General features: G+C 60.9%; 11 protein-coding genes. 5 read left to right on the forward strand and 6 right to left on the reverse strand.

Annotation, left to right across the window (positions count from 1 at the left end):
* The first annotated feature begins 308 nt into the window (after positions 1 to 308).
* From ACILSL_RS25460 to ACILSL_RS25480, 5 genes are read left to right on the forward strand one after another with little or no spacing between them, the layout of a single operon-like run.
* Positions 309 to 671 (forward strand): GntR family transcriptional regulator, encoded by a 363-nt coding sequence (locus ACILSL_RS25460; protein ID WP_395734889.1) that lies wholly within the window; start codon positions 309 to 311, stop codon positions 669 to 671.
* On the forward strand, positions 668 to 1,570 hold the full coding sequence (locus ACILSL_RS25465) for an ABC transporter ATP-binding protein (protein WP_395734890.1): 903 nt from the start codon (positions 668 to 670) through the stop codon (positions 1,568 to 1,570). Before ACILSL_RS25460 ends, ACILSL_RS25465 begins: the two co-directional genes overlap by 4 nt.
* 3 nt (positions 1,571 to 1,573) lie before the next feature.
* Positions 1,574 to 4,114: a hypothetical protein gene (locus ACILSL_RS25470; protein ID WP_395734891.1), complete on the forward strand. Its 2,541-nt coding sequence runs from the start codon at positions 1,574 to 1,576 to the stop codon at positions 4,112 to 4,114.
* A complete protein-coding gene (locus tag ACILSL_RS25475; RefSeq protein ID WP_395734892.1) occupies positions 4,111 to 5,823 on the forward strand; it encodes a hypothetical protein in 1,713 nt (570 codons plus the stop codon). The genes ACILSL_RS25470 and ACILSL_RS25475 overlap by 4 nt, the downstream gene beginning before the upstream one ends.
* Positions 5,824 to 5,880: 57 nt before the next feature.
* Positions 5,881 to 6,888, forward strand: a complete 1,008-nt coding sequence (locus ACILSL_RS25480) for a Gfo/Idh/MocA family protein (protein WP_395734893.1) — start codon at positions 5,881 to 5,883, stop codon at positions 6,886 to 6,888.
* A gap of 35 nt (positions 6,889 to 6,923) precedes the next feature.
* On the opposite strand, the gene ACILSL_RS25485 is transcribed toward ACILSL_RS25480, so the two are convergent.
* The 6 genes from ACILSL_RS25485 to ACILSL_RS25510 all read right to left on the reverse strand — a co-directional run bounded on the left by ACILSL_RS25485 (position 6,924) and on the right by ACILSL_RS25510 (position 11,674).
* Positions 6,924 to 7,724: a hypothetical protein gene (locus ACILSL_RS25485; protein ID WP_395734894.1), complete on the reverse strand. Its 801-nt coding sequence runs from the start codon at positions 7,722 to 7,724 to the stop codon at positions 6,924 to 6,926.
* Positions 7,725 to 7,761: 37 nt separating this feature from the next.
* Positions 7,762 to 8,559 (reverse strand): ABC transporter permease, encoded by a 798-nt coding sequence (locus tag ACILSL_RS25490; protein ID WP_395734895.1) that lies wholly within the window; start codon positions 8,557 to 8,559, stop codon positions 7,762 to 7,764.
* Positions 8,556 to 9,341: an ABC transporter ATP-binding protein gene (locus tag ACILSL_RS25495; RefSeq protein WP_395734896.1), complete on the reverse strand. Its 786-nt coding sequence runs from the start codon at positions 9,339 to 9,341 to the stop codon at positions 8,556 to 8,558. The genes ACILSL_RS25490 and ACILSL_RS25495 overlap by 4 nt, the downstream gene beginning before the upstream one ends.
* Positions 9,342 to 9,460: 119 nt before the next feature.
* Positions 9,461 to 10,219 carry an inositol monophosphatase family protein gene (locus ACILSL_RS25500; RefSeq protein ID WP_395734897.1) on the reverse strand — a complete coding sequence of 253 codons (759 nt, stop codon included), beginning with the start codon at positions 10,217 to 10,219 and terminating at the stop codon, positions 9,461 to 9,463.
* Positions 10,219 to 10,872 (reverse strand): phosphopantothenoylcysteine decarboxylase, encoded by a 654-nt coding sequence (locus ACILSL_RS25505; RefSeq protein WP_395734898.1) that lies wholly within the window; start codon positions 10,870 to 10,872, stop codon positions 10,219 to 10,221. The genes ACILSL_RS25500 and ACILSL_RS25505 overlap by 1 nt, the downstream gene beginning before the upstream one ends.
* 112 nt (positions 10,873 to 10,984) lie before the next feature.
* Positions 10,985 to 11,674, reverse strand: a complete 690-nt coding sequence (locus ACILSL_RS25510) for an SDR family oxidoreductase (protein ID WP_395734899.1) — start codon at positions 11,672 to 11,674, stop codon at positions 10,985 to 10,987.
* Between the last annotated feature and the right edge of the window lie 528 nt (positions 11,675 to 12,202).

Below are 12,202 nucleotides of genomic sequence, written 5' to 3' on the forward strand. Positions count from 1 at the left end.
GGAAGTGAGTGTTGGGTGGGTGTTGGGAGTGTGCAGCGGAGCTCGTTGCAAACGCTGCTGGTGATCGCGGTTTGTGGCGGAGTTCTGGGTTTGCTTTCCGAGTCGGGATGGCGATACCCAGGGAAGCACTCGCTAAAGCTCGGCATCCCTGGGCTATATTACGGAAGGCCGTTGGCCTTCAAGGCATCGTTCACCGTGCTTTCTAGCGATGGTTGGAGGGCAGGGTTCAGCGCTTCAATCATTGGAAGAAATAAATTTTGGTTGCGAGTGTAACAGATGTGTTGTTACAGTAGGAACACCTCGCGGATATGCTGCCTTTTTCGATCCAGCTTCAGGATGGGAGTCCGGTCTCTGACCAGATTCTGGGGGCTGTACGGAAAGCGCTTTTAACCGGGCAGATGAGGGCGGGAGATGCGTTTCCAAGTGTGCGGACGCTGAGCCAGGAACTGCGCATCAGCCCGACGACGGCGCACAAGGTGGTGCTGCTGCTGAAGGATGCGGGGTGGCTGAATTCGCGACCGGGGATCGGGATGGTGGTGACGGTGCCGGATCAGCCGGACCTGAAGGAGCGGCTGGAGCAGATCACGCCGGAATGCCGGGCGCTGCTCAAGGAGGCGGCAGAACTCAATCTCACGCTGGAACAAGTCATCAAACATCTGAAAAGCCTATGATCACGATCACCGATCTGCATAAACGTTTCCGCAAAACTGAGGCCGTGGCCGGTTTGAGCCTGGAGGTGCCGGAGGGGCAGGTGACGGCGTTTCTGGGCCCGAATGGGGCGGGGAAGAGCACGACGATCAAGTGTCTGCTGAATCTGCACCGGCCTGATCGTGGGAGGATTGAGGTGCTGGGCGGGGATTCACGGAAGCTGGGGCCGGCGCAGTTCACGCAGATTGGTTATGTGTCTGAGAACATGGAGCTGCCGCTGTGGATGACGGTGGGTCAGTTTCTGGACTACTGCCGGCCGCTGTATCCGAACTGGGACGGGGCGTTTGAGAAGCAGCTCATGGGGCAGTTTGACCTGCCGACGGGGACGAAGCTGAAGGATCTTTCGCGGGGGATGCGGATGAAGGCGGCGCTGCTGAGCAGTCTGGCGTACCGGCCTAAGCTGGTGGTGCTGGATGAACCCTTCAGCGGGCTGGATCCGCTGGTGCGGGATGAGTTTATCCGCGGGCTGCTGGAGCTGACGGAGCAGGAGGGATGGACGGTGTTTGTGTCATCGCATGACATCGAGGAGGTGCAGCGGCTGGCGGACCGGGTGGCGATCATCAACCGGGGGAAGCTGGCGCTGGATGAAACGAGCGACAGTCTGCAGGCACGGTTCCGTTCGGTGGAGGTGGTGCTACCAGATGATGGTAGAGCGCCGGTGAATCTGCCGGGGGACTGGCTGCATGCGGAGCAGGCGGGGCGGACGCTGAGATTTACGGCGAGCCGGTTTGCGAATGAGGCGGCGTTTGCGGCGGCGCTGTGTGAGGCGATGCCGGGGGCGGCGCAGCATGAGGTGAGGCCGATGAGCCTGCGGGAGATCTTTGTGGCGCTGGCGCGTGCATACCGACTGGAGGGGAAATGAAATATGAACCTGACACTTCATCACTTCCTGAAAGAGTTTCGTTACCTGCGGGTGCGCTGGCTGGCGTTTCTGGTGCTGCTGGGGTTTGACCTGGCGGTGAATTTGGAATGGGTGCTGCCGATGCGGGCAGGGGTGGCGACGGCGGGATGGGTGAGCTATCTGCCGGTGGTGATTTTGCTGGCGGGGCTGTCGCTGCTGCTATCGTGTCCGGAGGACAAGCCGGGGAGTGACCGGAGCTTCATCAGCACGCGGCCGGTGCCCGCGCAGGCGTACTGGATGGCGCGGGTGCTGATGTGGCTGCTGCTGATTGTGCTGCCGGTGGTGGCGCAGAATGGGCTGTATCTCATCATGTCCGGCCGACCTGCGGCGGATGTGATGCGGGGGATGTGGGAGCGGCTGTGCTTTGCGGCAGGCTTCTCCGCGTGGCTGCTGCCGACGCTGGTGCTGTGGAGGCGAAGTGAGCTGTGGAAGATGGTGCTCACGGTGGCGCTGACGCTGGGGCTGGTGTCCAAGGTGCTGGACGTCGCGGCGTCAACCTGGTGGGAGTATCACCCGAGCTACTACCAGACATGGCCGGGCCGGGCCGCAGGATGGGCTGTTTTTGCGGTGCTGAGCGGTGTGCTGGCGTGGAGGCATCTGAGTCGGGGTTTCTCTTTCAAGCGACGGCTGATGATGACGCTGCTGACGGGATTCGTGGCTTTGCTCACGGCGCGGTTCTGGGCTTGGGAAGATTCTCCGCCCGAAGCCCAGAATGTGGCTCTGGTGGCAAAGCTTGAGCCTGGGCTTCAATTCAATGTGGTTCTGTCCCGGGCACACTTCTCGGGAACCGAGACAAGCTATCGTCCGAATCTGACTGCGGAGGTGGATCAAAACACGCACATGCAGGGGGTGCATGTGGCATCCCGGCCCCGGCGAAGCGACTTTGCGCAAGGGGGAAGCACGCGACGTAGCGAAAGCAACGAACGGAATGCCTACCGCCGCTCGCCGTTTGACACTCCGCAGATGGAGGTGTTTCGCGGAGACAGGAATCTGCGCGACTTTTTCCCGAAGGGCACGCTGCTGATTTCCAATGACGAATATTTCCCCAAATGGACGCGGCTGGAGCAGCCGAACACGGCACTGGCCACTTTCTCCAAGCCGTATCCCAAATTCGACGAACCGCTGAGCATCGACACGGAATTTCTGGTGGAATGGTATCAGCGTGATCTGGCGCTGGATGTGCCGGTGAAGGCGGGAGCAGGGGGCCGCTGCGAAGACGTGAGCTGGGAAATCCTGCGGGTCACGCCTGCGGCTGGACCTCAGCCAGGGGCGCTCACGATTTCGCTGCGCATGGAGTCGCGGGCGCACTGGGATGCTGAAAACGGCCATGCGATCCTGCTGTATCTGCCGCAGCAGCGGTGTGTGCGGCTGGAGCCGACCAAGCAGGTGGTGGTGGGCGAACGCGGGGAGCACACGGGCTGGCGTCACCGGCAGATCGAACTCACGTGGAATCATATTTTCAATCATGCGGATGGCGAGTCAACGGGAGTCGAAATCTCCAAGGCACGGCTCATTCTGCTGCGCAGCCGTTTTTTGGGGCAAAGTCAGAGGCATTGGAAGTCGCCGGAGATGCGGCTGGCCGACCTGCCCTCCCACTGGAGCAAAAGCCTGCAGTGGTTTGAGTCGAAGGCGCTGTATGCCGGGCGTGAGGTGAAAGCCTTCCAAGAGCGCATGGCCACCCTCACGCCACCGACGGCGGCGAGCACGGAGAAGGAGGCACGCCGGTATGCGTATGACCTGTTTTCCGCGGCCTCCGTCACGCAGGCGGTGTATAGCTATGCGGCGCATCCACTGATCGCCGAGGCGTTTGAGCCGCTGGGACGACACCAGCTGCCGCTGATGCTGGACCTGCGCTCGCAAACGTGGCCTGGCTGGTCGAACAAGCCACCGAACAACCAGCTGGAACGGTATGTGACCGAGGAGCAGCGGGAGGTGGTGATCGACCGTGCGCCGAGTCAGGCCATGCTGGCCGATCTGGTGGTGCGCAAAGGCTGGGCAGAGGCGGCCAAAAGGCTGAAGCCGCAGATATTGTCCAGCCCGGTGCTGCCACCCGGTGCGGACGAACTGCTGACCGCCTGGAAGGATGATCCTGACGCCGTGGCACGGATGCTGACAGAAATCCGCAATGATTTGAACGGTGTGTTTATTCATGCGCTGGACAAGCTGCCAGAGACCCGGCCGGCGATTGAGGCACGAGTGAGCGAGCAGTTTGAAGATGCGGTGCCGCTGATCCCATCGAACCAGACCGACGCCGCCCTGCGCCGCGCTGCGAATTTTGGTTCGGCGGAGGCTTTCGACATCTGCCTGCGGTGGCTGTCCATCGGGGGCGATCTGCCATCGCGAATGCGTTCCTACCCTGCCCCGAACCTGCTCAACCCCGATGGCAGTGACTTCTGGCGGAAGCGCATGCCGGAGCATGAACGGTGGCCGTTTTTCCGCCACCTGAAGGTGAGCGACTTTGAATATGTGCCTGACAAACGATCCTGGAAATTTCGCCAACCATGAACGCGACCTCCTTTTCTTCCCGAATGTTTCACCAATGCCGTGCTGAGTGGCGGCACCAGTATGGGATGGTGCTGCTGTGGCTGGCCGTGCTCGTGACGAGGCAGTGGCATCGTGCGCATGAGGTGAAGGCTGTGTTTTCAAAGCTGTCCATCGCAGGGTTTGACCTGTGGCTGGAAGTCGGTGCGCTGCTGATGGCGGCGGCACTGGCATGGCGCAGCGTGAGCGCCGACACGCCCTCGAACACGGACACCTTCAGTCTCACGCGGCCTGTGGGGCAGGCGGCGCTGTGGTGCGGGAAGCTGCTGTTTCTGCTGAGCGCGGTGATCCTGCCGACTGCACTCGTGGTGAGCAGGAGCTGGCAAGGATTTGGTCTTGGCATGGGACAGTGGACGGCCATGACCGGAGCGGTGCTGCTCACTGGCGGGCTGGTGTGCGGGATTGCCGGGACGCTGACCGCGCTGACATCGACCACACGACAGGTGTTTGCTCTGGCGGTGCTGGCAGTCATTGGCGCAGGGATTGAACTGGTGATACCGGGGAGAGCGGGGAATCAGGAAGTGATCACGCTGGAGCAGCATCATGTGGAGCTGTGCGGAAGTTTCGTCGCTGCTGTGAGTGCGCTGGCCGGGCTGCTGGGGGCGTGGTGGCTGGCGACGGTGCCGAGGATGCGGTGGGTGGCTGCATGCTGCATGAGCGGGACGCTGGTGGCTGCGCCTTTGATTGCCGATGCGTGGCGGAGCGACTGGATCACACCGCCTGCGCCGAAGCATGCGAACGCCGAGAAGCTCAGCCTGAAGGTCGGGAAGGCGGACCCTGCGGACAAAGCGCCCGGGCGTGGTCTGTGGCCCACCTTGCGGATCACGGGGCTGGGCAAAGATGAGGTGGCGAGCATCGCTGAATTTGCCCCCATGGATGACAAAGCCACCTGGCCGCCCGAGGGAAGCTACAGCGACCTGAAGGTGAATGACGGCGGTTTTGACTCGTGGCTGCATCACGAGCACACGCGCGCTCTTTTTAAACACTCCCCGGCCACGACGCTGTGGCGGCAGCAGATTGGGAACAACGGGATGCACAACAGCCGGCCATCGCTCAATGAGGTGATGCAGGGGCTGCGGCTGAAACGTGAGGACGCGATCACAAGGCGCTGGCGGCTGCGGCTGGTGGTGCACGAGATGAAGCGCGTGGCGACGCTGCCGTTCCGGCAGTTTTGGACGCAGGAGAACGAGTTTCTGATCCGCCCTGGACTGCGGCTGGAGTTCAACGCCTTCGACTGGCTGCGTGAGGCGTGGGAGATGCATGGACGGGCGCACCGCCTGCACTCCAGTGTGCTGTCCGCCGATGCGCACCGTTTTGCGAATGTGCGCGGGCGTGAACTGAGCGATGATTTTTTTCTGGTGCTCGAAGACCTGGAGCTGAAGGAGAACAAGGCGCTCTCCCTGGGCCTCGTGCAGCGGGAGAAGCAGTGGTCGAGCTACCGGGACCGCAGCTACCAGTGGCAGACGGATGAAAACCAGGGATTCACTATTCGGATGTGGACGCCGAGAGAGCAGGAGGTGATTCTCAAACGAACGAGAGATGAGTGGATCGACGCGCAGAAGGCCAGCGTGTGGCACGCGGAGGAGCGTGGTGTGGTGGAGTTTGAACTGACGGCGGCGCAGATGGCGGAGGTGTTGCCGGAGCCTGTGAAGAAGGACGAGAAGAAGCCGTGAGGTGACGAGGGCAAAGTTGGCGTGAGGAATGACCGCTTTGCATCGTTAGGGTTTGCCATGAAACGACGCGCTTTTCTTCTCGCCTGTGGGTCCACCGCTTTTGCTGCCAGTGGCAGTGCCAGATTGCGCATCGGGCAGATCGGGACGGAGCATGCGCATGCGGCGGGGAAGATGGCGGCGATGCGGGCTTTGCCGGAGCTTTGGGAGGTAGTGGGTGTGGTGGCGAAGGAGAAGGGGTATGAGGGGGTGCCGACGGTGACGGAAGAGAAGCTGCTGGGGACGCCGGATTTGAAGGCGGTGGCGGTGGAGACGCGGATGGAGGAGTCGTGCGCGACGGCGCTGCGGTGCATCGAGGCGGGGAAGCATGTGCATCTGGACAAGCCGGGGGCGCTGAAGCATGACGAATTTAAGACGATGCGGCTAGAAGCGGAGAAGCGGGGGCTGACGGTGCAGATGGGGTATATGCTGCGATACAATCCGGCGTTTGAGCTGCTGTTTCAGGCGGTGCGAGAGGGGTGGCTGGGAGAGATCACGGAGATCGATGCAGCGATGGGGAAGCTGGGGGATGCGAAGCAGCGTGGGATCATGGCGGCGCTGCCGGGTGGGGGACTTTTTGAGCTGGGCTGCCATGTGATCGATGCGGTGGTGACGATCTTGGGCAAGCCGCAAGGGGTGACGGCTTTTTCAACGCCGACGCAGTCCGATGGTGTGAAGGACAACCAGATGGCGGTGCTGCAGTATGCGAAGGCGACGGCGGTGGTGCGTGTCAATCATGTGGACCCGTTTGGCGGGCCGCGGCGGAGATTTAATGTGACGGGGACGGAGGGGACGCTGGAGATTTTGCCGATGGAGAGCGGGAAGGTGAATCTGTCGCTGACGAAGGCGCGGGGGAGCTACAAGAAGGGGACGCAGTCGTTTCAGCTCAGTGTGCCGAAGGACCGGTATGCGGGGGAGTTTACGGACCTGGCGGCGGTGGTGCGCGGGGAGAAGAAGCTGGCGTGGGATGCGGCGCATGACATCAGCGTGCATGAGACGGTGATGCGGGCGGCGGGGGCGTGGAAGTAGAGGCAGGAACCTTGTACACACACTCTCTCGGATTCTCAGGTTCTCTCAGAATCCTCGCTCTGCTCAACCCACAACCCTGCGTATTGATAGCCCATGTCGAATGTCTGCAAATGATTCACCGAATACTTGGTCCGAAGATACTCGATCACACTATGTGAATCTTTTCTGTCGCACTTTCCGTCCATAAAAAACACCTCTAACCCATCTTCTATCTGCTCGACATCCAGCAGTGCATTACTGAGTGCTGTATAGATTTCAGAATCACGAAACTCAGATTTCTTTGAATAATGAGGGTTGATGCAAAGTTTGACGCTCAAATTCCCTTCAGATTCCCATTCGCTAACAAATGCAGCCGCCAGTGTTTTTCGGTATCTCCAAAACTCGGAGTCATGAAAAAAGTAACACTGGATCATTCTGCCACTGTCCAAGCTAACAAGTCTTTGAGAGCCATATAAAGTGGAGATCAGTTGTTCCCAGTGAGCTCTCGCATCATAGCCACTTGCGTGCAACCACAGGAGATGATGGCAGAAATTCTGAGGGTCATGCTCGATCATCTGCTTGGCTCCGTCAGAAATCACTCTGCTTACCGTATTGGTGGGACCTAGAGTCTTGGAGCGACTGCCAATGTCCCCTGATGCCATGACGGCGTGCGATGTTTCAATCTGATCAGGATTGTCGCTCTTGATTTTCAGCTCTAAAAGGGAGTTTTTCTTGGGTAATGAAATCAAATAGTCAGGAGTGCGCCTTTTGCTCTCAGGAATTCGATCGCCGGGAATGTTTAGAGATGCCAAGACATTCTCCACAATGGGAGCGAATTGAGACTCTACGTCTGTCATATTTAGAGCAGAGAAAGGTCAGGGGGCCGATGGACTTTTACTGCGTGGCGAACTTGGTGAGGAGGCCGCGTTTGCGGGTGAGGTTGAGGACCCAGACGAAGAGCCATCCGGCGAGGGTGAGGTAGATGAGGTTGAGGCCGGCGGAGAGCCAGAGGTGGTTCCAGCTCATGGTGCCGGTTTTCATGACGGAGCGCATGCCTTCGAAGATGTAGGTGGGAGGGAAGCACCAGGCGATGGGCTGTGACCAGGCGGGCATGTTTTCCACGGGGTAGAAAACGGCGACGACGGGCTGGAAGAAGAAGGGGATGGCCCAGGCGAGAGATTCGACGGCGAGCCCCCAACGCAGGATCAGTGCGGTGGAGATCATGCCGAGCGCCCAGCCGAAGAGCATGAGGTTGGCGAAAAATGGGATGAGCCACCAGCTGAGCTGGAAGACATTGAAGGCGTAACCAAGCCAGGAAATGAGGCTGAGCACGACGGCTGTGATGAGAATGCGCAGGACGCCGACAATGAAGGTGGCGCTGATGTATTCCGAGGAACGAACCGGGGCGACGAAGACATTGAGCAGGTTGCGGGTCCAGACGTCCTCCAGAAAGGAGATGGCGACGCCCTGCTGGGCACGGAACATGATGTCCCAGAGGATCATGCCGCCGAGGAAGAAGAGCACGTAGCTGCCGAATTCGGGATTGGTGTTCTTCTGGATGAAGACGGTCACGTTTCCCCACACGACGAGGTCAACGACGGGCCAGAAGGCGAGCTCGACGAGGCGCATGGGACTGCGGGCGTAAAGGAACAGGTAGCGCATTACGAGGGCGCTGATGATGCGGAAATTCATAGGGCTGACTCTTCTTTCTTGGGTTCGTCGAGAAGCTCGCCGTCACGGGCGATTTTGATGAAGACATCCTCAAGGTTGTCGCTGCTGGACTGGGCGACGATGTCTGCGGGAGTGCCTTCGCAGACGATCTTGCCTTTGTGGAGGAAGATGACGCGGTCGCAGACTTCCTCGATGTCGCGCATGTTGTGGGAGGTGTAGAGGATGGCGATGTTGCGCTCGCGCTGGACCTTGCGGACGACTTTGCGCACCTTGTCGGCGATGTCGGGGTCGAGGCTGGCGGTGGGCTCGTCGAGCATGAGGAGCTCGGGGTCGTTGAGGAAGGCTTTGACGAGATTGACGCGGGTGGATTCGCCGGCGGAGAGCTGGCCGGTGACGCGTTTGCTGAGGTGGGAGATTTCGAGGAGCTCCATGAGCTCGGCGATTTTCTTCTTGGGATTGGGGACGCCGTAGATGCGAGCGAAGACGCTGAGGTTTTGCCAGACGAGGAGATTGCCGGGGAGGGCGGTGTAGGCGGAGGAGAAATTGGAGCGCTGGAGGATCTCGATGCGGTGCTTCTGCAGGGGGAGGCCGAAGGCGTTGAGCTCGCCTGAAGTCGGCAGGGTGAGGCCGAGGAGGCAGTTCATGGCGGTGGTCTTGCCGGCGCCATTGGCACCGAGGAGGCCGAGGACCTCGCCGCGATGGAGCTGGAAGCTGAAGCGGTCGAGCGCCTTCACGCCGTCGAACTCACGGGTGAGATCGCGGGCTTCGAGGATGACTTCGCGGGTGTCGGAGGAGGGGGGCATGCGCGGTGTTAAAGGGGACGGCGGCGGTCAAATGGCGAATGACGAATGGGCCGGGCGGACTTGAGAGGGGGCCTTGTTGCACAGCAACAAGGCTACTTTGCTGCGCCGGATCGCGTGAGCTAGAGATACTCCTCGATGGGAAGCTTGCCGTTGGAGGCGCAGATGAACATGGTGCCGGGCTTGGTGGTGCTGGGCTTGAGCATGACTTTCCCGCCGCCCATTTCGACCATGAGCTGGCCGGCGGCGATGTCCCAGAGGCTGATCTGTTCTTCGACGTAGGCATCGAGGCGGCCGGTGGCGATGTAGGCCATGGCGAGGGCGGCGCTGCCGAGCATGCGGGTTTTGCGGACTTCGTAGGCGATGCGCTTGTAGCGCTCGAAGCCGAGATCGAGGGCTTCTTTGCTCTTGGAGAAACCGACGGTGACGACGGCTTCGGCCATTTCAGCGCGGTTGCTGACGGCGATGGGCTTGCCGTTGAGGTGGGTTTTTTCGCCGCGGATGACGGTCCAGGTTTCTCTCTGCATGGGGTCGAAGATGACGCCGATGAGGAGCTCTTTGGATTCGCGTTTGCGGGCGGCGATGGAGACGCAGAAGTGGGGGATGCCGAAGAAATAATTTACGGTGCCGTCGATGGGATCGACGATCCATTCGATGTCGCCATTGCCGCCGGTTTCGCCGCCTTCCTCGCCGAGGATGGCGTGGTCGGGGAAGCGGGCGAGGATCATGTCGGTGATGAGCTGCTGGGAGCGGACATCGAGTTCAAGCTTGATGTCGTGGCGCTGCATTTCATTGACGGTGAGTTCGGAGCCGAAGTTTTCGGTGATGAGTTTTCCGGCGGCGTGGGCGGCTTCGGTGGCGGTGGCGAGGAGTTCTTTCACTAGATGCTGGATGCTGGGGACTGGATTCTCGATGAAATGATGCGGATCAGTTCATGCGCGAGGACGGTTTTTGACTGCCGGGGGAGGGCAGTTGTTTTGCCGAGGGGGAAGCAGAGGGTGACTTCGTTTTCGGTGCTGTCAAACCCGATGCCGGATTGGGAGACGTCGTTGGCGATGATGAGGTCGCAGCCTTTGCGCTGGAGCTTGTCCTGGGCGTGGGCGATGAGGTTTTCGGTTTCGGCGGCGAAGCCGACGAGGAAGCCGGTGAAGCCGAACTGGGAGCGGACGGAGCCGAGGATGTCCTCGGTGCGCTCGAGCTCGAGGGTGAGGGTGGTGGCGGACTTTTTGATTTTTTGAGAGGCGGCCTGGGTGGGGCGGTAGTCGGCGACGGCGGCGCTGAAGATGGCGGCATCGCAGTCGGGGAGGTGGGTGCGGACGGCGTCGTACATTTCGCGCGCGGTTTCGACGCGGATGAGCTGGACGCCGGATGGGGCGGGGAGGGTGACGGGGCCGGAGATGAGGAGGACTTCGTGTCCGGCGGCGTGGGCGGCTGCGGCGAGGGCGTAGCCCATGCGGCCGGAGGAGCGGTTCGAGAGGAAGCGCACGGGGTCGATGGGCTCGCGGGTGGGGCCGGCGGTGATGAGGAGGCGCATGGGAGGAGGGCTGGAGGGACCGGGGGGCAGGGAGTCAGGAGGGCAACGGTCTAGTGGGGCTAGGGATTCCAGACTTGGGGGAGGAGGAGTAAGAGGAAGAGAAGGAGGAAGATTAGTTGCCGGGGACGGTGAGGGGTTTGCCGTTGTCTTTAGGGCCGAGTTTGATGAAGTAAGGGACGGCGCGGCGGGCCCAGGCTTCGGCGTCGGGGAAATCGCCGGCACCGGAACCGAAGGTGCTGCGGAGCATGTCGGTGTCGATGATGCCGGGGTTCATGGGGATGACGGCAACCTTGCCGCCGGTGTCCTGGGCGGTAGCCATGGAGAGGCCCTCAATGGCGTACTTGGTGGCGCAGTAGGGGGCGACGTCTGAGGCGGTGCAGCGGCCCCAGCCGGAGGAGAAATTGACGATGACGCCGGTGCCGCGTTTGAGCATGGCGGGCAGGAGGTGGCGCATCATGGCGGCGGGGCCTTTGATGTTGATGTCCACGATGCGGCTGAAGTCTGCGGCGCTGGTTTCCCAGAGGGGAGCGTTGGGGGTGATGATGGCGGCGTTGTTCAGGACGAGGTCGGGTGCGCCGGAGTGTTTGAGGATGGCGGCGCAGAAGGCGGCGATGTCGGATTCGCGGGAGACGTCGCAGATTTGGAAGAGGTGGGGCGCGGGGAACGCGCGGGAGAGGTCGGTGATCTGGGCGGAGTTGCGGCCGCAGCCGATGACGTTCCAGCCGGCTTTGATGAAGAGGGGGACCATGGCGCGGCCGAGTCCGCGGGTGCAGCCGGTGATGACGACGGTTTTGGGGTTCATGGCGGGGGCGTTGGGTTACGCGGTGCTGTTTTGACAGGATTTACAGGATTGGAGGATTCACAAGATTTGGGGGGCGTGGTTTGAGAGTGCCGTTTCGGAAATGAGCTCTTTTGTTCAGGGTGAGCCGTGCTGCGTCATCCTGAAATCTTGTTAATCTTGTCTAAAAACGTAGCCGGATTTTTTTCCACCTCGTGACATGGGATGGATAGAGAGGTGGAGTATGGATTGGCCATGGCCGCCGCCGGTGATTTCGTTTCATTCCCCAACCGTTACTTCTCGTCGGCGGAAGGATCAAAGGGCTTGTTGAAGGGCTCTATGGTGTCGAATAGGAGGCGCGGTCGTCATGAGCCTTGGCGCAGTCGGCAAGGAAGGTGGAAGTAAGAGTGGTGTCTCATCGCTGGGCTGGTGCGGCGGAGCTTATTGCAGACGCTGCTGGTGTGCGATGGATGTGGCGGAGTGCTGGCTTTGCTTTCCAGATTGTGGATCGTAACCCAGGGTAGCCTCGCCAAGGCTCGGCAACCCTGGGCT

The sequence above is a fragment of the Prosthecobacter sp. genome, from assembly GCF_044222345.1.
Lineage (GTDB): Bacteria > Verrucomicrobiota > Verrucomicrobiia > Verrucomicrobiales > Verrucomicrobiaceae > Prosthecobacter.

Bases quoted from the DNA above. Each gene is read 5' to 3' on its own strand.
- ACILSL_RS25460 (WP_395734889.1), top strand. From the start codon at position 309: ATGCTGCCTTTTTCGATCCAGCTTCAGGATGGGAGTCCGGTCTCTGAC.
- ACILSL_RS25465 (WP_395734890.1), top strand. From the start codon at position 668: ATGATCACGATCACCGATCTGCATAAACGTTTCCGCAAAACTGAGGCC.
- ACILSL_RS25470 (WP_395734891.1), top strand. From the start codon at position 1,574: ATGAACCTGACACTTCATCACTTCCTGAAAGAGTTTCGTTACCTGCGG.
- ACILSL_RS25475 (WP_395734892.1), top strand. From the start codon at position 4,111: ATGAACGCGACCTCCTTTTCTTCCCGAATGTTTCACCAATGCCGTGCT.
- ACILSL_RS25480 (WP_395734893.1), top strand. From the start codon at position 5,881: ATGAAACGACGCGCTTTTCTTCTCGCCTGTGGGTCCACCGCTTTTGCT.
- ACILSL_RS25485 (WP_395734894.1), bottom strand. From the start codon at position 7,724: ATGACAGACGTAGAGTCTCAATTCGCTCCCATTGTGGAGAATGTCTTG.
- ACILSL_RS25490 (WP_395734895.1), bottom strand. From the start codon at position 8,559: ATGAATTTCCGCATCATCAGCGCCCTCGTAATGCGCTACCTGTTCCTT.
- ACILSL_RS25495 (WP_395734896.1), bottom strand. From the start codon at position 9,341: ATGCCCCCCTCCTCCGACACCCGCGAAGTCATCCTCGAAGCCCGCGAT.
- ACILSL_RS25505 (WP_395734898.1), bottom strand. From the start codon at position 10,872: ATGCGCCTCCTCATCACCGCCGGCCCCACCCGCGAGCCCATCGACCCC.
- ACILSL_RS25510 (WP_395734899.1), bottom strand. From the start codon at position 11,674: ATGAACCCCAAAACCGTCGTCATCACCGGCTGCACCCGCGGACTCGGC.